Origin of the sequence: Chelativorans sp. YIM 93263, from assembly GCF_028767125.1 — a bacterium.
Taxonomy (GTDB): Bacteria; Pseudomonadota; Alphaproteobacteria; order Rhizobiales; family Rhizobiaceae; genus Chelativorans.
On the sequence record NZ_JAKCWP010000015.1, the window covers coordinates 20,849 to 39,206 of the forward strand.

Sequence of the window (18,358 nt, forward strand, 5' to 3'; positions counted from 1 at the left end):
CAAAGTGACGCGGGAGGAGCAATGGAAGGTCAGATCCACTGGAGAAGGGCGAGCCTCTCGCGACGACAATTCTCATTGGGTGCGGCGATGGCTGTGCTAGCGCTCCCCAACGCGAGCGCCCAGGCCGATGACGACACTTTCAGGTTCGGCCTCACCCCAGTATTCCTTACAAGCGATCTAGAACTCCTCAACCACCTGCGATCCTACCTGTCTGTGAAGGTCGGCGGTCCCGTCGAGCTGGTAATGCGGCGGACCTATCAGGAGATCACCGCGCTTCTGGTTTCCGGCCAGCTCCATTCGGCCTGGATTTGCGGCTACCCCTACGTGCAATACCGCGACAGCCTGGATCTGGTGGCGACGCCCTCCTGGCAGGGAGAGCCGCTCTATCAGTCCTATTTGATTGTTCCATCGGACCGCGCGGTCGAGGACTGGCTGGACCTGCGCGGAGACATCCATGCGTTCTCCGATCCCGACTCCAATTCGGGCTTACTCGTCACGCGAACGCTGCTGGCCGAGCACGGCATGATGCCGGATCAGTTCTTCGCGCGGCATTTCTTCACCTACGGACATCGCAACGTCATCCGCGCCGTGGCGTCGCGCCTGGCCCATTCAGGGAGCGTCGACGGCTATGTATGGGAGGTGATGCGCGAAACGGAACCGTCCCTTGTCGCGGACACGAGAGTTGTTCGGCGTTCGGAATGGCTGGGCTTTCCACCCGTCGCGGCACCAAAATCCTTTACTGGCGACCCCAGGCTCGTCCGCTTAGAAGAGGCACTTGTCTCGATGGCCGGCGATCCCGACGGGCTGAAGGTTCTCGAGCTTCTGAGGCTGGACGGCTTCGTGGCGGCCGAGCCATCCCTTTTCGATTCGATCGCCGCGAAGGTCGAAACCGTCAGGCGATTCGGATGAAGCTTTTCGCGCGCCTTCGATCGATACCGATCTCCTATCGCATGCCGCTGATCGTGGCGCTCTTGCTGATTGCGGTCAGTGCGGCGATCTCCGAAGGGGTTCTCGAACGCCTGTCCCGCACGCAGGAGCGGTTCCTGGACGGACTGGCGCAGACCTATCTCGATGGGCTCTCTTCCGCGGTTCTGCCCGCGGTGCTGCGGGATGACGTGTGGGAGGTGTTTGATGCGCTCGATCGCTCCGCCTCTTCCTATGGCGCGATGGCTCCTCTGGAGACAATCGTGACCGGCGCCGATGGGCGCGTGCTGGCGGCTAGCGACCCCGGAAAGATTGCCGCCTATTCCGAGTTGCCGGATGGTTTTGTCGGCCGGTACGGTCCCGGTCTGGTCACCATTGACGAAGCCTCTATGACGGGATTCACGCGCCGCGAGCTCGTCTATCAGGGCCTGCCGATCGGAACGATCCACGCGACATTCGACGTGTCGCACCTGTTTGCTGAGCGGCGCGAAATTCTCATCACGCTGCTGGTCACCAACGGGGTGCTCGCCGCTTTTTTTTCATTGGGAGGATTTCTGCTGGTGAAGCGAATGATCGGCCCAATGCGCGTGCTTGAGAGCCATATGCGGGCCGCTGCGAACGGGACAGCCGAGCCGATCTTACCGGGCGAGTTCCCCTCGCGGGACCCGGAAGTTGCTAGCCTGTTTCGTGGCTATAACGCGCTGGTGCATGCCGAGCGTGAGCGAGCAGACCTAGCGATGCGGCTCGCGGAGGAGGAAAAGGTGGCCAGCCTCGGGCGGCTCGCCTCAGGCATGGCGCACGAGATCAACAATCCGCTTGGCGGCCTGTTTAATGCTCTCGACACCCTACAAAAACACGGCAGCACGCCCGTGGTTCGCGCAACCGCGATCAACCTGATCGAGCGCGGGCTGCAGGGCATCCGCGAGGTCGTCGAGGCGGCACTTGCCACTTACCGGCCCGAGCGTGCCGCGCGCCCGCTCTCGGCGACGGACCTCGAAGACGTTCGCTTGCTCCTCAAGCCTGAGCTACGCCGATGCCGCCAGCGCCTTGCCTGGACGATCGCGTGGGACGACCAAGACGAACTGCCGATCAAGAGCGGCCCCGTGCGGCAGGCAGTGCTGAACCTGCTCCTGAACGCGAGTGCCGTGACTGCGGAAGGCGGCGAGATCGGCCTTGCAGCCCATGTCTCCAGCGGACAATTGAGCCTTGAGGTTCACGACCAAGGTCCAGGTTTTCCCGGCGACATCGCCGGCATACTCATCGATGACGATCCCGGACCAGCGGTGCGCGCCGGCTGCGGACTGGGCCTCTGGATGGTGCGACGCGTGGTTGACGATCTCGGCGGGCAGGTGACAATTGTCGAGAAACCTGAGGGCGGGACCGTGGTAACCTTGATCCTGCCTCTTTCCGGTGAGGAGAGACAAGCCGATGCTGCCTGAGCGCCCACGCATAGGATTGGTCGAGGACGACCCAGTGATGGGCGGGTCGATTGTCCAGCGGCTGGAACTGGAAGGTTGGGATGTGACCTGGTGGCAGACGGGCCGCGCGGCCATCGAGGCCGTAGAGTTCGCTGCCGCCCTTGACCTCGTCGTCTGCGATATCCGCCTGCCGGACATGTCCGGAGAGGCCGTTTTCGGCGAGCTTGCCAAGCGGCCGGACACGCCGCCCTTCCTATTCGTTACCGGCCATGGCGAGATCGACCAGGCAGTGAGGCTTATGCGCTCGGGCGCCGTCGACTTCATGACCAAGCCCTTCGTCATGGACGATTTCCTGAAACGCATCGAGGCAGGCCGCCGAACCTCGGCTTCGACCGCTCGCATCACGGGATGCCTCGGGGAATCTGCGGCCATCCGGCAGGTTGAGGATTTGCTGCACCGTTACGCCGGTCATGATCTTTCGGTGCTGATCACCGGGGAGACCGGATCGGGCAAGGAAGTGGCGGCACGGCTTCTGCACCAGATATCCCCGCGCGCTGCGGGGCCTTTCGTCGCCGTCAACTGCGCTGCGATCCCGGCGGAGCTCCTGGAAAGCGAGATCTTCGGTCATGAGAAAGGTGCCTTCACTGGCGCCCATGCGCGGCATCTGGGCTATGCCGAGCGCGCCGGCGAGGGCACCCTCTTCCTTGACGAAATCGGTGACATGCCGCCCGCACTGCAAGCGAAGCTCTTGCGCCTCATTGAGGATGCCGGCTTCGCCCGGCTGGGCGGTGAGGCGACGATCCCGTTCCGGGCCCGCATTGTCGCGGCCACCCATCGTGACCTGGCGGGAGGCAGATCGGCTACGGGTTTTCGCGACGACCTCTATTTCCGGCTTGCCGTGCTACCGGTCGAGATCCCGCCTCTTCGCAGACGCCCGGAAGACATTTCCTGGTTGCTGGACCGCTTCCTCGAAAATGCCGTTGGCCGCACCGGCGCGCGCATCCGCGGCTTCCGCGCGCTGGCCGTGGAGGCGGCACTGGCTCACCCCTGGCCCGGAAATGTGCGCGAATTGCGCAACCGGGTCGAACGCGCGGCAGCACTCACCAACAATGAGTGGATCATGCCTGGAGACCTCTTTCCCGAGCAGGCGTCCGCCACAGGCAATGCCGCCTTCACGCCCCTGGCCGATGTTCGCGATGCAGCTGAGCGCCGGCAGATCGAGCGCGCGCTGGAGGAATCAGGCGGGCAGGTCGGCAAGGCCGCGGGCCTGCTTGCCATCTCGCGCACCACGCTCTGGGAGAAGATGACGCGCTTCGGCATGAACGATCGGCTGCGTTCGGATTCTTGAACCTCGGCGGTGCAGTTTGTCCGGACTTCCGAACATGTTTTCCGCTTGCGGAACATCCGCCGAGACTAACGACCCGTTGAAAAGCCCGCCTCTCGCCTCCTGGCATGTAGCTTGCTTCCTATGATCTGACGTCAATGCGTGCAAGGGGAGGAAAGCATGTCACATTGCGACAGACTGGTGGATGTCGGCCGCCGCCAATTCCTGAGGGGAGGCGCCTTTACGGCCGCAGGCGCGGCAGCTGCGGTCACGCTTCCACAAGAGGCAAAGGCGCAGGTCGCCATGGCCCGTGTCGAATACCCGGCAAACCACCTGGCGAACATTGCCGATCTCACCGAAAACGAGCCGTTCGACGTAGCCTACCCGGACGAGGATGCACCGGGCGTGCTCTTGAAGCTCGGAACGCGTGTTGAAGGAGGCGCCGGGCCTGACGGTGACATCGTCGGCTTCTCGACTGTGTGCCCGCACAAGGGCTTTCCCCTGATGTACAGCGCCGAGGATCGGACACTCAACTGTCCCGGCCACTACTCCCGCTTCGACTGCGAGGCGGGCGGCCAGCAGGTCTGGGGACAGGCGACGCAGAACCTGCCGCAATACACACTCCGGGTCGATGACAAGGGCGACATATATGCCGAGGGGCTCGATGAGCTTCTCTACGGCCGCCTGTCCAACGTGCTTTGAGGGAGGGGAACATGGCTTACAAGAGACAGATCGACCGCCTGCCGATCATCCCGGCGGACGCGACGAAACACAATGTCGTCTGCCACTATTGCATCGTCGGCTGCGGCTATCACGCCTATTCCTGGCCGGTAAACAAACAGGGCGGCACGGAGCCTTCGGCCAATGTGTTCGGGATCGACCTTTCCGAGCAGCAATATGCAGAGACGGACGCCTGGTATTCGCCGTCCATGTACAACATCGTCAAGCAGGACGGGAAAGACGTCCACATCGTCATCAAGCCCGACCATGAATGCGTGGTCAATTCCGGCCTCGGCTCCGTTCGCGGTGCCCGCATGGCGGAGATGAGCTATTCGCAGGCCCGTTCCACGCAGCAGCAGCGCCTCACCGACCCACTGGTCTGGCGCTACGGCCAGATGCAGCCAACGAGCTGGGACGACGCGCTCGATCTCGTCGCCCGCGTCACCGCCCGCGTGGTGGCGGAAAAGGGCGAGGATGCGCTCTTCGTCTCTGCCTTCGACCATGGCGGTGCCGGCGGCGGATACGAGAACACCTGGGGAACGGGAAAGCTCTATTTCGGCGCGATGAAGGTCAAGAACATCCGCATCCACAATCGCCCTGCCTACAATTCCGAGGTTCACGCCACCCGCGACATGGGCGTGGGCGAACTCAACAACTGCTATGAGGACGCCGAGCTTGCCGACACGATCATGGTCGTCGGTGCCAATCCTCTCGAAACCCAGACCAATTACTTCCTCAACCACTGGGTACCGAACCTGCGCGGATCTTCGCTCGGCAAGAAGCAGGAACAGCTCGCCGAAGAGCCGCACGACCGTGGGCGCATCGTCATCGTCGATCCCCGCCGCACGGTCACCGTAGCGGCCTGCGAGGCTGAAGCCGGCAAGGAGAACGTGCTGCATTTGCAGATCAAGTCCGGCACGGACCTGGCGCTCTTCAACGCGCTCTTCACGGAGATTGCCGAAAAGGGCTGGGTCGACCAGGCTTTCATCGACGCCAGCACGACGAGCGAGGCGGGAGAAGGGGACGGCAGCGACCCGGCCCATCCGGCAGTGCTCACCAGCTTTGCCGCCGCTCGCGAGGGCAACCGCATGTCAATCGAGGAAGCCGCCGAGATTACCGGGTTGTCCCCCGACGATATCCGCAAGGCGGCGAGCTGGATCGCCGAGCCCAAGGAGGGCGGCGCCCGCCGCCGCGCCATGCTCGCCTACGAAAAAGGGCTGATCTGGGGCAACGATAACTACCGCACCAACGGCGCGCTGGTGAACATCGCGCTCGCCACGGGCAATGTGGGCCGCCCCGGCGGCGGCGTGGTCCGGCTCGGCGGCCACCAGGAAGGTTATGCCCGGCCGGGCGACGCCCATGTCGGGCGGCCGGCGGCCTATGTTGACAAGCTCCTGATCGAGGGCCAGGGCGGCGTGCACCATATTTGGGGCTGCGACCACTACAAGACGACGCTCAATGCGGCCGAGTTCAAGCGCGTCTACAAGCAGCGCACAGACAAGGTGAAGGACGCGATGAACGCCGTGCCCTATGGCGACCGCGCCGCGATGGTCGACGCCATTGTGGCCGCAATCGACGATGGCGGCTTGTTCGCCGTCGACGTGGACATCGTGCCCACCAAGATCGGCGAGGCCTGCCATGTCGTCCTGCCGGCGGCGACTTCCGGCGAGATGAATCTTACCTCGATGAACGGCGAGCGGCGCATGCGGCTCACCGAGCGCTACATGGACCCGCCCGGTCGCGCCATGCCCGACTGTCTAATCGCCGCCCGCATCGCCAACCACATGCAGCGCTTCCTCGACGAAATGGGCCATGCCGATATGTCGGCGCAGTTCGACGGCTTCGACTGGCAGACCGAGGAAGACGCCTTCATGGACGGCTACCACGCGACCGCGCATGGGGGCGAGCACGTCACCTATGAGCGGCTGCGCGCCATGGGCACCAACGGCTTCCAGGAGCCGGCCACCGGGTTCGAGGACGGCAAAATCGTCGGCACGCAGCGCCTTTATACCGACGGCAAGTTCGGCACGGAGGACGGCAAGGCGCGTTTCATGCATGCGGCATGGCGCGGCCTGCAGGCGCCTGGGAAGCAGGAGCAGCGGGAGAACTACGAGTTCCTGATCAACAACGGCCGCGCCAATCAGGTCTGGCAGTCCGCCTATCTCGATGTCGAGAACGACTTCGTCATGGATCGTTGGCCGTTCCCCTTTATCGAGATGCATCCCGACGATATGGCAAAGGTCGGCGTGAAGGAGGGCGACCTCGTCGAGGTGCATAACGACGCCGGCTCCACGCAGGCGATGGTCTATCCGACGCCCTCAGCGCGGCCCGGCGAGACCTTCATGTTGTTCGGTTATCCGACGGGTGTACAGGGCAACGTCGTCAGTGCGGGGACGAACGAACTCATTATCCCGAACTACAAGCAGACCTGGGGCAACATCCGCAAGATCGCGGACGCGCCCGCCTCGGTGGCTCACCTGTCGTTCAAGTCCAAGGAATACAGCGCCATCTGATCCATGGACACAAAGACGGCCGTCGCGGAGAACAAGCCGTGGCGGCCTTTCGCTGCATGATTTCCCACGTTCCGGAGTAAGAACTTGCGACCGCAGAACCTTGTCCTCGCCGCGTTTCTCATGCTTTCCACCGCTGCATCCGCACAGGATATCGAAGCGGGCAAGAAACTCTTCGCTCGCTGCGCGGCTTGCCACAATGCCGAAACGACCGGCAACAAAGTGGGGCCGCATCTGATGGGTGTCATCGGCCGGCCGGCCGGCAGCCTCGACGGCTACAACTACTCCAAGGCCATGAAGGATAGCGGTGACGGCGGGCTTGTCTGGGACGAAGTGACGCTCGGCAAGTATCTTTCGGATCCGAGGGGGACTGTGCCCGGCACGAAGATGGCCTTTCCAGGGCTGAAGAAACCTGTGGATCTCGAGAACATTATCGCCTACCTTGAGAGCGTTTCGGGATAGAAGCATGTTTGAGCCGGCGTCGCTTCCCGAGGAATATTGCGAGGCCGGGGCCTCCGGGATCATCCTGACCGTGGATATCGCCATGGAAAAGGCGATCGCGGCGGCGAGGCGGGTTCCCGAAATCGAGCGTCTAGCGCTCCTGGACGCGGCAGGTCGTATCCTTGCGAATCCCATCCACTCGCCGATGTTCTTGCCGCCCTTCGACAGCTCCGCCATGGATGGCTACGCCTTCTCTTTCGCGGATCTTTCGGGCAGCGGGCCATGGATGCTCAAGGTCTCAGGCAGATTGGCAGCGGGCGGTGTGCCGCCCAGGGGCGCCGGACGCGGGACGGCCATCCGTATCTTCACCGGAGCGATAATTCCGCCAGGCTATGACACGGTCGTGATGCAGGAGCATTGCGAGCTGCGCGGTGAGACGATTGTGATCTCGAACAGGCCGGCGAAGGGCACCAACGTTCGTCGGACCGGAGAGGATGCCGCCGCCGGCTCCCGCCTCACTGAGGCTGGTGATCTGCTTTCGCCAGCGAAGCTGGTTTTGCTCGCGGGCGCCGGCATTGCCGAGGTCGATGTGTTCAGAAGGGTCAGGATCGGCCTTATCTCGACTGGCTCCGAACTGCGTGAACCCGGCGACGCGCTGCAGCCGGGCCAGATCTACAATTCGAACAGGGTCCTGCTGAGGGCGAGCCTCACCGCCCATTCCTGGACGGACGTCATCGATTTTGGCATTGTGCCCGACGACCGCGCCCGGCTCGCAGAGGTGATCGCCTTGGCTGCGGCGCAATGTGACGTCGTTGTGACAACGGGCGGCGTCTCCGCCGGCGAGGAAGATCATGTCGCATCCGTGCTCGGTGCGGCGGGAGCCAGTCTGGAAGTGCTCAAGGTCGCCATGCGTCCGGGAAAGCCGCTGAAGATCGGCTTGATCGGCAACGTCCTTTTTGCGGGCCTGCCGGGAAACCCGAATGCCTCCCTGGTGACCTTTCGCCAGATAGCGCTGCCGGCGATCCGTCATATTGCGGGGCTGCGCCAAATCCTGCCTGAATGGCAGGCGGCGATCTCCGGCTTCTCCTACGAGAAGAGGCTCGGGCGAACGGAGTTCGTGCCCGTTCGCGTAGCGGAAACGTCCGAAGCTTTCGCTCCCGTCATAGATATCCTCGGCCGTGCTTCGTCCGCCAGCCTTTCCGCTCTTTCGCGGTCCGACGGCATAGCTTTGCTCTCACCGGAAGCCACCTCGATCACACCAGGTGCAAAGCTGCGTTTTGAGCGCCTGTGGCCTGTTTGAGGCCGACGCATCGCGTCATATGATCGCGCGCCGCACCTTCGACGACACCCATTCCGAAAGGATGACGGTGAGCAGGATCAGGACCAAGATGACTGTGACCTGCGACCAAGCCAGCGATGCTGCAGTAGCGGCGGCCCTTGAAGAGGCGGAGGTCGCCATACTGAGAGGCGACCTCGATGACCGCTTCGAAAAAGCGCCGCGGCTCAGCTGGATCCACTGCGATCACGCCGGGCCACACCGCCAGGCGCTGGCCGTCGGGCCAAGGCATGCAACATGAGGGTGCTGGACTACCGTGACGCAACGAGCCGGCACCCCAAGGCGTGGACCGAATGTATTGCAGCGACATGGGCAAGGGATCGACGAGATCCTAGAACAGTGCGATATCATCGCGCTCGTGATCAACCTGTCCGACGCCACACATCGCCTGATCGGGGCCGAGCTACTGGCGCGGATGAAGCGCTCCGCCGTTCTCATCAACCTGTCGCGCGGCGCCGTGATTGACCAGGACGCGCTGGTTGCCGCCTTGACAGGCCGCATCTCGGGCGCCGGCTTCAAGTGACGACGCCAGAGCCGCTGCCCGCGGATCATTCATATGGGTTACAGCCAACCTGCTCATCACGCCGCATTTCACTGCTGGTCTGCCAGCCGTTCCGAGCGGTCGCTGAACATGATCATCGACAACCGAATACCTCCGACGTCGAAACCGTGCTGTTCGGGAGCAGGGCGTAGCCGAGAGTCTGAGCGCCGGCAAAACGGTGATCGACATGAGCTCGATCTCGCCGGTGGCCACCAGAGACTTCGCCAGCCGCACCACCGCGCTAGATTGCGCCTACCTCGATGCGCCCGGTCTCGGGTGGCGAGGCCGGTGTCCAGGCGGCGTCGCTCCGTTATGGTCGGCGGTACACAGAAGGATTTCGACATGGTGTTGCCGGTCCTCAAGATGATGGGCGAGAACATCACTCTGGTCGGCGGCGTCGGTGACGGTCAGACGGCGAAAGTCGCCAATCAGATCATTGTCGCATTGACCATCCGTGCGGTGTCGGAAGGTCTGCTCTTTGCATCAAAGGCCGGGGCCGATCCGGCAAAAGTGCGCGGGGCGCTGATGGGCGGCCTCGCCTCGTCGAAGATCCTGGAAATGCACGGCCAGCGCATGACCGGAGTTTCGAGCCGGGTTCCCGTATTTCGTTGCATCAGAAGGACCTTAACAACGCTCTTGACGCAGCCCGCAGCCTCAACATATCGTTGCTCTCCACCGCGCTGGCCCAGGAGCTCTTCAACGCCTGCGCAGGGCCGGGAACGGCAAGCTAGATCATTCGGCGCTGATCCGGGCGCTAGAATCGATGGCGGCGCATGAGATCGGTGCCTGAAAGGCAACCGACGAGTATGGCGCGGCAAGCCAGCCCGACGCGCTGGCCTATGGCATCGGCTCTGCAATCGGCAATCGTTTAATTTCCCGGCCGGCAATTTGGAACAGGCTTTCAAGCCCTGAGGCGTACGCTATGGGCGGACCCCATGAGAAGCGTCTGGCCGTTCAAGTTTCGCCCACTCCTCTTTAACAATGAGGTCCTGGAAGCGGCGATGGGAGGGCGGTCGCTTCCAAAGTCTCGCAAATGCGGGTGAGATCTGAATGTGCGCCAATGCCCGTGGCATGCATCGGCTTTCATTCCTCAGCACGCGCGCATCTCACTCGGGACCATACTTCCTTTGGAAATGATTTCCTTGGCCTTCGGATCTCGGCAGACCTTGCAACCGGATGCTGTGCCGGGCCCGGGCCATTTTCATCGCTGCCGGCGGGGCGCAGTTTGCGCGGGTCTCACTGCAGCGCTGCTATTAGTATGCGATCCTCTGGACCGGCGATTCAGGTGCAAACGCCATTTGGTGAAGTAATGGGGGGAGAACACAGCACAATGGCAAACGGCATTTGCCAAGGGCACACCGCCGGGGAATTCGAATTCGCAGCAGCAGGCTCGAAACCGAAACAGTGAAGCACGGCACCGGGACAGATCAAGCTTCGGCACCGTCCTCGTCAATGCCGCGGTCCTCGAAAAGATGCCGCTTGCGCTGAAAGCTCCAGCCGGCGCGGTACTTGTCTACGAGATCCTCGAGCACGGTTTCCGCTTCCCTTTTGTCGAATCCCTGTTCCTGAAGGCTGGTGACGATCCGGTCCAGAAGACGTCCGAGTTCTTCCTCCCGGCCATGCCGGACGTTTTCGGTGATGGCGAAGTGCAGCAGCGCCCGGGCAATGTCGTCGCGCGTTGGCCTGCGCCGCGCTCTGGTGGCTGCTCGCAAGGCCCGCTGCCGTTCCCTTTGCCGGGCCAGCCTTTCGCTCCGGGACTGCGCCATGACCGCCTTCCTTGCTTGTCTCCGCCCGTCCGCCTGCCGCGCAAACGCCGTTTGCAGGTGTAACGGTATACCGGTTAGCGGAATCGTTTTTCCAGAGCGATGAATCGGTTTTAACGCGTTTTGAAACGAAACAGCGCAAATTGTCTCGACTTGCCCGCACGTCGNGGTGTAACGGTATACCGGTTAGCGGAATCGTTTTTCCAGAGCGATGAATCGGTTTTAACGCGTTTTGAAACGAAACAGCGCAAATTGTCTCGACTTGCCCGCACGTCGAAACGATTTGCATGCAAGCCGTTTCAGATTGCCTTCGCCATCCGGAATGCAGCACCGATACTTGCATGTCATCAGTGGCCGCTTACGCGCCTCCAGGCGTGCCCCCTCCGATCACATGCGATCCCATGCGATGGAGATGTTGGCTGCTCTTCGGCTGGCACGCGATCACTTTCGACGTTTATCTGCCCGGTCGGGAATCTTGGGTTGCGCTTCGATGCGGCTTTGTCGAAGAATCTCTTCAAGCGCCGGTGGTTCATACCCTTCCTCCAGCGGAGGATTGAGGGTCAGGTCGTACGGTCGCCCCTTCCGTCCGAAACGCGCGTACACGTCCTTTCCGGTCGCAATCTTTGGCTTCATGGGTTTCGTGGACCTTTTCATTTCCCGGACCTCAGCACGCCGTTTGCAAGTGTAACGCCGATCACGCTGACGGAATCGCTTTTCCAAAGCACTGAATCGAATTCCAAGAGTTTTGAATCGAAACAGCGTAAATTGCTTCGATTTACCCGCACATCGAGATGAGGTGCTTGAAGGCCATTTCGGTTTTTTCCTCCGCCTGGACGTGGAAGCGTTGCAATGCTTTCCGCTCCTCAGTTAACGGCGTTTGCAATTGTAACGATGATCTCGTGCTTTGAATCGCTCTCCCAGAGTTCTGAATCGAAACCTTTGAGCTTTGAATCGGCTGTATCGGGTTCTGAATCGCAGGACCGCAAATTGTTTCGACGTGCCTGAGACCTGATCCGAAGTGCCCGCAAGGCATTCCGGTTTTGATCGCGTCGGCGAAGGTTGCATCAATCGCCGGAATACATCGTACCCGTCTATGTCCGAAGTGTTCATGTGCTCGGCTCTTCGTCAGGAAGCACCAGCTGCGGCTTGATCGTCGCGATGAGGGCATCGAGTTCGTCGCCTTCCAGCGTTTCGGAGACAAGCAGGGCCTCGGCGATCGCTTCAAGAGACTCACGGTTTGCTTCCATGAGTTCGAGTGCGCCCGAATAGGCCGCCTCTAAGCGCACATGGACCCGCTCGGCGATCTCGGGGTGATAGGAAAGGAGCGATGAACGATCGGCGGCGGGCCGGTGAAGCAGCGGCCAGGTGCGGCCGTAGCCGAAGGCGAGCTCCATGTGCGCGGCAAGGTCGGTCGCCCTGGCCAGATCGCTGTGCTCGCCATTGCCGGAACCGGCCAGGGCCGATCCGATGACCGCTTCCTCGGCGGCGCGCCCGGCAAGCTGGACGACAAGGTTCAGGGTCAAGCCGTCTTCGCTTTCGGCGATAAGCGGGGCTTCCGCCTGCACGTAGCGCGACCCGGTAGCCCCGTCGATGGTGATCATGACCAGGGACCCATTCGGAGTGTCAGCCGGGCGATGGCATGACCCGCCTCGTGAACGGCGATGCTACGGCGCATTTCGTCCGGCTTCGTCGGTTTACGCAAGTGGAAGAAGCTCTATCGGCTCTACAAGGAGGAACGGCTGACCTTCGCAAGCGCGGCGGCCGCAAGCGAGCCCTGGGAACACGGACACCGATGGCGATCCCGCAGGACGCCAACCAGCGCTGGAGTCTCGACTTCGTCTCCGACACGCTGACGGACGGCCGCCGCTTCCGCATCCTGTGCGTCATCGACGACTTCAGCCGCGAGTGCCTCGCAACGGTGGTCGACCACGCGCTGTCCGGCGAGAGGGTGGCGCGGGAACTCGACGGCGTCGCCGAGCGGCGCGGCTATCCCTGCATGATCGTCTCCGACAACGGCACCGAGCTGACCTCCAACGCCATTCTGGCCTGGCAGGAGGAGCGGCAGGTCGAATGGCATTACATCGCGCCGGGCAAGCCGATGCAGAACAGTGGTGGAGAGCTTTATCGGCCGGCTTAAGGACGAATGCCTCAACGAGCGGCTCTTTACGAACTATCCTGTCCGGCATTGAGATGACCCACATGATGCGCAAGCGACACCCCAGCCCGTCAATCGCCGAACAGTTCGATATCCTCGCCGCCTGAACGACCCAAGTCTAAGCCGATCGCGCCATTCGTGTGCGTTTGCGACAGAACCAACCAATCTGGAGTCGGACATGGTTGACGTAAAGAACAAGGTGGAAGGCATGGAGCCGGTGACCGACGATGTGAAGGCGCTTAGGCTTCAGGCCCAAGGTGCAGGGGCTCTCGGTCATTGGCTAATTCAGATCGATTCGGCGTTGTCGCTTTCGCCGGCTGGCTGATCGGACTCTACACTTAGGTTACGGGCAAGCCGCCGCCTTAACAAGCATGAACCGCATCCGTGGTAATCTATGACTGCCAGTTGCCGGTGAATCGTTTAGCTGCCAGGGCAGTCCTTGTCTGGTGTTTAGCTACCCTCTGCCGGAAACGGGGCGGCCCTTTGCATTTTCAACAAACGCGAGCGATCCTCACTATTTCAACTATGCCAGCCTCTTAGAAGATTCCGCACCGATACTAGCATTTTTTGCCTGTACCTCTATACAAATCCTGGCCAAAGCGAAGCATAGGGCGGCAAAAAAATGAACATCAATTTCAGGACCGACAGTTTTGCAAGCGAACGTTCGACGAGACGGCGCCGCTTGGTGCAACTGCTTTCGGCCACCGCATTTGTATGTTTCGCATTCTCATCAGATCAGGTGGTAGCGCAAGATGGCGGCAACGGCGGATCGACGGCGCAATTCGATTCGGACGATGATTACGCGGGTGCTCTGGATGGGGGTTCGGGTGGTTCATCGGGATCGGCGGGTGGTGCCGGACAAACACCGGATTCCGTAAATAGCCTTCATGGTGAAGGCTCTGGCGGAGGTGGCGGCGGCGCCGGCGCTACCGGCGGGAGCGGCGGTAACGGAATCGGGCCGACCGGGGATACCGTCGCGGATGGCGGCGCGGGTGGCGCCGCAGGAGCCGTGCCGGGTGGCGATGGCGGAAACGGGGGGGATGCAAACGCGTCGTCGTTCAGAAGCTTTGGAGCAGGCGGCGGCGGCGGCGGTGGAGGCGCCCACGGGTCGACTGGCTTTAACCTCGTCATCTCTTCGGGCATATCACACAGTGGAGGAAACGGGGGCAATGGTGGAAACGCCCTTTCGGCTGTGGACGGATTTCATGGCGGCGGCGGTGGTGGTGGTGCCGGCGGCAGTGGCGCTGTCATATCGGGCGCGTTGACTAACAGGGGAGATCTTGCTGGCGGAGACGGTGGCGCTGGTGGCCTCGGAGGAAGCGGCCAACCTGCGTTGAATTCTGGAGGAGCCGGTTCCGGCGGCGATGGCGGACACGGGATAGAGACATCCGATGCGGGTTTGCAGCACACCAATTACGCTGGTGCAGCGATTTCGGGTGGCGACGGCGGCAACGGCGGTGCCGGCGGTGACGGAGTTAACGGGTTTCCGTTCGGCGGCCGGGGTGGCGACGGCGGTGACGGCGGCGATGGTTTCAGGCTCGGCGCGAGGAACACGCTGACGAACTACGGCACCATTGCCGGAGGAAACGGCGGCGCTGGCGGCGCCGGTGGCCAAGGTCACAATTCACAGGCTGATAGCAACGGCACAGACGGCGTTATCGGCGTCGGAGGCGTAGGCATCCGCGGGGAAAGCGCCACGATCATCAATAGCGGGCAGATCGCGGGCGGTTTTTCCGGCGGTTCGACAGACGAAGGCGACCGATCGGCGGCCATTATCCTTACGGGAGGAAACAACAGCCTCGAGCTTCATGCCGGTTTCGATATCCTCGGTGACGTCATCGTAAGTGGCGGCTCAAACACGCTTGCTCTCGGAGGCACCGACGCCGAGACCTTCGATGTCAGCGGGATCGGCTCCCAATATCAGGGCTTTACGGCATTCAACAAGATCGGCGGCAGCACCTGGACGCTGACAGGTTCCACCACCGACGTCACGTCCTGGGTATTGAGCGAGGGCACGCTTTCGGTGTCGTCGGACGCCAATCTCGGGGACACGGCCGGTGGGCTGATCTTCTACGGCGGCACGCTGGCGACGACGGCCGACATCATCTCCACGCGCGATGTCCTGCTCAGCGCCGGTGGCGGGACGTTTCAGACCGATCAGCGTCTCGAACTGACCGGCACGATCTCCGGCGACGGCGGCCTAGCCAAGACCGGGACCGGGGCGCTGGTGCTTGCGAACGCCAACAGCTACGCCGGTGGCACGGCGATCTCGGGCGGATTCATCAACGCTACGACAGGGGCACTCGGCAGTGGACCGGTGGATGTTTTTTCGGGAGGCGAACTCCGCTTCTCAGGCGCTGCCAGCGCCGAAAGCCTCGCCATCACCCTAGCCGGCGCGTCTTTGCGCTTCCACGACGCTGCGTCGGCCGGAACGGCGACGATCAACAACACGGGGAGCGGCGTCAATTTCTACGATACCGCATCCGCGGGAAGCGCGAGCATGGTGGCGGCTGGGGGCGGCATCTCCTTCAATGGCAATTCGACCGCCGGGAACGCCAGAATCACGGTCAGGGATGGTGGGGAAGTCGATTTCTACGCCAACGCCACGGCCGGCAGCGTCACAATCACCAACATGGGTATGGGAGATGATGTCCGTTTCCACGGCAACAACACCGCCGATGCTGCAACCATCATCAGTCATGCTGGAGGCGCTGTAGACATTTCCGACCTCGCCTCCAGCGGCATCGCCATCGGCTCTCTGTCGGGCGATGGGGCCGTCTATCTCGGCTCGAAAAGCCTGACGCTCGGCGGGCTCGGCAAGAACGACACGATCGGCGGCACGATCCAGGATAGCGTTTCACCCGGCAGCCCCGGAGGCACCGGCGGAAGCCTGACCAAGACCGGCGCCGGCACGCTGACCCTAACGGGAGAGAACATCTACACCGGCGGTACGACGGTGAATGCCGGCACGCTGCAGATCGGCGATGGCGGCACGGCGGGCTCGATCCTGGGCGCGGTCGATATTGCGTCGGCTGGCACATTCGCCTTCAACCGCAGCGGCAGCTTCGCCTTTGCCGGCGCGCTCTCCGGGGAGGGCAAGTTCGTCAAAACGGGAACCGGAACCCTGCACTATGACGGCGACGGCTCTGGCTTCACCGGCAACACGACGATCACCGATGGCGGCCTGTTCGTCGGGTCCGGCGCCGCCAGTGCCAGCGCGGTGCTGGGTGGATCGTTCGCCGTGCAGGATGGCGGCACGCTCGGCGGCCATGGCACGGTCGGCTCGGGCGCGGGCTCGATGGTGACCATCGCCTCCGGCGGCACCATGGCGCCGGGCAATTCCATCGGTACACTCACTGTTGACGGCGACATTACCTTTGCCGCCGGCTCGATCTATCTGGCCGAGCTTAACCCGGCGCTCGACAGCGATCTGATCGCTGCGAGCGGCGAGGCGATGATCGATGGCGGCATGGTGCACGCGCTCAAGGCCGCCGGTGTCTATACACCCGGCAGCCGCTGGACGATTATTGGCGCAGAAGGCGGGGTTACCGGCACATTCGATGGGCTTGACCAGAACATGCCGTTCGTCGATCTGGCGCTCGCCTATGACGCCAATAATGTCTATATCGACGCCACCCGCAATGCGGTCGCGTTCTGCGCCGTGGCAGCGACCTTCAACCAATGTTCGACCGGCGACGGTCTGGAGACCACCGGTGCCGGCAATCCGCTCTATGATGCGGTTGCCGCACTGCCGGACGAAGACAGCGCCCGCCGGTCACTGGATGGCTTGTCAGGCGAGATCCATGCTTCGGCCCGATCGGCGCTGATCGAGGACAGCGCGCATGTCCGCAATGCTGCCAACGACCGCATTCGGTCGGCCTTCGCTGGCGTCGGCTCGGTTCCCCGGCCGATCATGGCCTATGGGTCCGACGGTGTCGACATGGTGCCACCATCTTCCGGCGAGGGCCTTGCTGTTTGGAGCCAGGCCTTCGGCTCCTGGGGCAGCTTCGACAGCGACGGCAATGCCGCCGAGCTTGATACCAGCACGGGCGGGCTGCTCTTCGGCGGCGATGCCATGCTGGGCGCATGGCGTGTCGGTCTGCTGGCAGGATACAGCCACTCCTCCTTGCATGCCGATGCCCGCTATTCCTCGTCCGATGCCGAGAGCTATCATCTCGGCGTCTATGGCGGTACCGAATGGGGCAATCTGGCGTTCCGTTCCGGCCTTGCCTATACATGGCATGACATCGAAACGAACCGGTCCGTGGCGATCGGCGGCTTTGCCGACCGCCTCAGCGCCGATTATGATGCCGGTGCGTTCCAGGCCTTCGGCGAACTCGGCTACAAGCTCACCACACCGGCGGCAGCGTTCGAGCCCTTCGTCAACCTGGCGCATGTCTTGCTCGATACCGATGGCTTTACGGAACGCGGCGGTGCCGCCGCGCTGACGAGTGCAGGCGAGACGACCGACACCACCGTCAGCACACTGGGCGTGCGTGCCTCGACCGATTTCGCGCTTGGCACGATGAAGGCGACCGCTCGTGGCATGATCGGCTGGCGGCGTGCCTTCAGCGACACGACGCTTCTTTCCACCCACGCCTTTGCCGGCTCATCTGTATTCACCGTTGCTGGCGTGCCGATAGCCAAGAACTCGGCCGTGCTTGAAGCCGGCATCGATCTCGGACTGTCCGATACGTCGAAGCTGCGCATCTCCTACGAAGGCCAGTTCGGATCGGGCAGTCAAAGGCACGGCTTCAATGCAAACCTCAGTGTGAGGTTCTAAGCAACGATCATCGATTGCATATCCAGACCTCGCCCCGCTGGCTCCGGCCGGCGGGGCTTTTTTGCTGCGTCAGGCCCAGTGAATTGTCCCCGCATCCTGATCGACTCTTCCAAGGCCTCGATTGCTTCAGAGGGGAGGGCTCCGGCTCCATCTCGCACAATTGCTCGAATTCGGGCCAGCAAAGCTCGACCTGGGTCAGACCGTCGGCCCGAAAGCCAATCGTGGCCTTGAGGCCGCAGCGCTTGCAGGCGATGTGAAACGTGCGGAGGATCACTCAATCGTTCGGCTCTTCCTCATAGATTTCAGTGCGGCCATGCTTGGAATTCTTGCTCTGTTCGATGCCAAACTCCGCCGCGCTACTGTCCTCGCGTATTCCCTAGTAAGAAGGATGGCGCAGGTGTTTGTCGCATAAGTCGTGGGGCGAGTTTTGCAGCCGGTGGTTG

13 protein-coding genes and 3 pseudogenes are annotated in these 18,358 nt (G+C 62.5%); 13 read left to right on the top strand and 3 right to left on the bottom strand.

All coding sequences use genetic code 11. The features are described 5' to 3' along the window. Positions 1-21: 21 nt before the first annotated feature. The 9 genes and pseudogenes from LY631_RS20060 to LY631_RS20100 all read left to right on the top strand — a co-directional run. On the top strand, positions 22-909 hold the full coding sequence (locus LY631_RS20060) for a substrate-binding domain-containing protein (protein ID WP_445082923.1): 888 nt from the start codon (positions 22-24) through the stop codon (positions 907-909). Then, the gene (locus LY631_RS20065; protein ID WP_274427387.1) at positions 906-2,363 is read left to right on the top strand and encodes a sensor histidine kinase; all 1,458 of its coding nucleotides are present in this window, start codon (positions 906-908) and stop codon (positions 2,361-2,363) included. The genes LY631_RS20060 and LY631_RS20065 overlap by 4 nt, the downstream gene beginning before the upstream one ends. Then, on the top strand, positions 2,353-3,690 hold the full coding sequence (locus tag LY631_RS20070; RefSeq protein ID WP_274427388.1) for a sigma-54-dependent transcriptional regulator: 1,338 nt from the start codon (positions 2,353-2,355) through the stop codon (positions 3,688-3,690). Before LY631_RS20065 ends, LY631_RS20070 begins: the two co-directional genes overlap by 11 nt. A gap of 156 nt (positions 3,691-3,846) precedes the next feature. Beyond that, positions 3,847-4,368: an arsenate reductase (azurin) small subunit gene (locus LY631_RS20075; RefSeq protein ID WP_274427389.1), complete on the top strand. Its 522-nt coding sequence runs from the start codon at positions 3,847-3,849 to the stop codon at positions 4,366-4,368. A gap of 11 nt (positions 4,369-4,379) precedes the next feature. Further along, positions 4,380-6,899 carry an arsenate reductase (azurin) large subunit gene (locus LY631_RS20080; RefSeq protein ID WP_274427390.1) on the top strand — a complete coding sequence of 840 codons (2,520 nt, stop codon included), beginning with the start codon at positions 4,380-4,382 and terminating at the stop codon, positions 6,897-6,899. Between the two features lie 84 nt (positions 6,900-6,983). Further along, positions 6,984-7,358, top strand: a complete 375-nt coding sequence (locus tag LY631_RS20085) for a c-type cytochrome (protein WP_274427391.1) — start codon at positions 6,984-6,986, stop codon at positions 7,356-7,358. 4 nt (positions 7,359-7,362) lie between these two features. Then, positions 7,363-8,637, top strand: a complete 1,275-nt coding sequence (locus LY631_RS20090) for a molybdopterin molybdotransferase MoeA (protein WP_274427392.1) — start codon at positions 7,363-7,365, stop codon at positions 8,635-8,637. Between the two features lie 334 nt (positions 8,638-8,971). Next, positions 8,972-9,196 carry an NAD(P)-dependent oxidoreductase gene (locus tag LY631_RS20095; RefSeq protein WP_274427393.1) on the top strand — a complete coding sequence of 75 codons (225 nt, stop codon included), beginning with the start codon at positions 8,972-8,974 and terminating at the stop codon, positions 9,194-9,196. Between the two features lie 122 nt (positions 9,197-9,318). Then, positions 9,319-10,004 (top strand): annotated as a pseudogene (locus tag LY631_RS20100) (NAD-binding protein); the annotation flags it as partial. 637 nt (positions 10,005-10,641) lie between these two features. Here LY631_RS20100 and LY631_RS20105 read toward each other — a convergent pair. The 3 genes from LY631_RS20105 to LY631_RS20115 form a co-directional block, all read right to left on the bottom strand. Then, the gene (locus LY631_RS20105; RefSeq protein ID WP_274427394.1) at positions 10,642-10,980 is read right to left on the bottom strand and encodes a hypothetical protein; all 339 of its coding nucleotides are present in this window, start codon (positions 10,978-10,980) and stop codon (positions 10,642-10,644) included. Between the two features lie 438 nt (positions 10,981-11,418). Continuing rightward, complete coding sequence (locus tag LY631_RS20110) at positions 11,419-11,610, bottom strand: hypothetical protein (RefSeq protein WP_274427395.1); 192 nt, start codon at positions 11,608-11,610, stop codon at positions 11,419-11,421. Between the two features lie 473 nt (positions 11,611-12,083). Further along, positions 12,084-12,578 carry a hypothetical protein gene (locus tag LY631_RS20115; protein WP_274427396.1) on the bottom strand — a complete coding sequence of 165 codons (495 nt, stop codon included), beginning with the start codon at positions 12,576-12,578 and terminating at the stop codon, positions 12,084-12,086. 105 nt (positions 12,579-12,683) lie between these two features. On the opposite strand from LY631_RS20115, the pseudogene LY631_RS20120 reads away from it, so the two are divergent. The 4 genes and pseudogenes from LY631_RS20120 to LY631_RS20135 form a co-directional block, all read left to right on the top strand. After that, a pseudogene (locus tag LY631_RS20120) lies at positions 12,684-13,148 on the top strand (DDE-type integrase/transposase/recombinase); the annotation flags it as partial. Position 13,149: 1 nt separating this feature from the next. Further along, positions 13,150-13,239: pseudogene (locus LY631_RS20125) on the top strand (IS6 family transposase); the annotation flags it as partial. Positions 13,240-13,298: 59 nt separating this feature from the next. Then, positions 13,299-13,457 (top strand): hypothetical protein, encoded by a 159-nt coding sequence (locus LY631_RS20130; protein ID WP_274427404.1) that lies wholly within the window; start codon positions 13,299-13,301, stop codon positions 13,455-13,457. Positions 13,458-13,754: 297 nt separating this feature from the next. Beyond that, positions 13,755-17,915, top strand: a complete 4,161-nt coding sequence (locus LY631_RS20135) for an autotransporter domain-containing protein (protein ID WP_274427398.1) — start codon at positions 13,755-13,757, stop codon at positions 17,913-17,915. Positions 17,916-18,358: the final 443 nt, after the last annotated feature.

Coding starts and splice junctions, on each gene's coding strand:
- LY631_RS20075 (WP_274427389.1), top strand. CDS start 3,847: ATGTCACATTGCGACAGACTGGTGGATGTCGGCCGCCGCCAATTCCTG.
- LY631_RS20110 (WP_274427395.1), bottom strand. CDS start 11,610: ATGAAGCCAAAGATTGCGACCGGAAAGGACGTGTACGCGCGTTTCGGA.
- LY631_RS20070 (WP_274427388.1), top strand. CDS start 2,353: ATGCTGCCTGAGCGCCCACGCATAGGATTGGTCGAGGACGACCCAGTG.
- LY631_RS20080 (WP_274427390.1), top strand. CDS start 4,380: ATGGCTTACAAGAGACAGATCGACCGCCTGCCGATCATCCCGGCGGAC.
- LY631_RS20115 (WP_274427396.1), bottom strand. CDS start 12,578: ATGATCACCATCGACGGGGCTACCGGGTCGCGCTACGTGCAGGCGGAA.
- LY631_RS20135 (WP_274427398.1), top strand. CDS start 13,755: ATGAACATCAATTTCAGGACCGACAGTTTTGCAAGCGAACGTTCGACG.
- LY631_RS20090 (WP_274427392.1), top strand. CDS start 7,363: ATGTTTGAGCCGGCGTCGCTTCCCGAGGAATATTGCGAGGCCGGGGCC.
- LY631_RS20060 (WP_445082923.1), top strand. CDS start 22: ATGGAAGGTCAGATCCACTGGAGAAGGGCGAGCCTCTCGCGACGACAA.
- LY631_RS20105 (WP_274427394.1), bottom strand. CDS start 10,980: ATGGCGCAGTCCCGGAGCGAAAGGCTGGCCCGGCAAAGGGAACGGCAG.
- LY631_RS20065 (WP_274427387.1), top strand. CDS start 906: ATGAAGCTTTTCGCGCGCCTTCGATCGATACCGATCTCCTATCGCATG.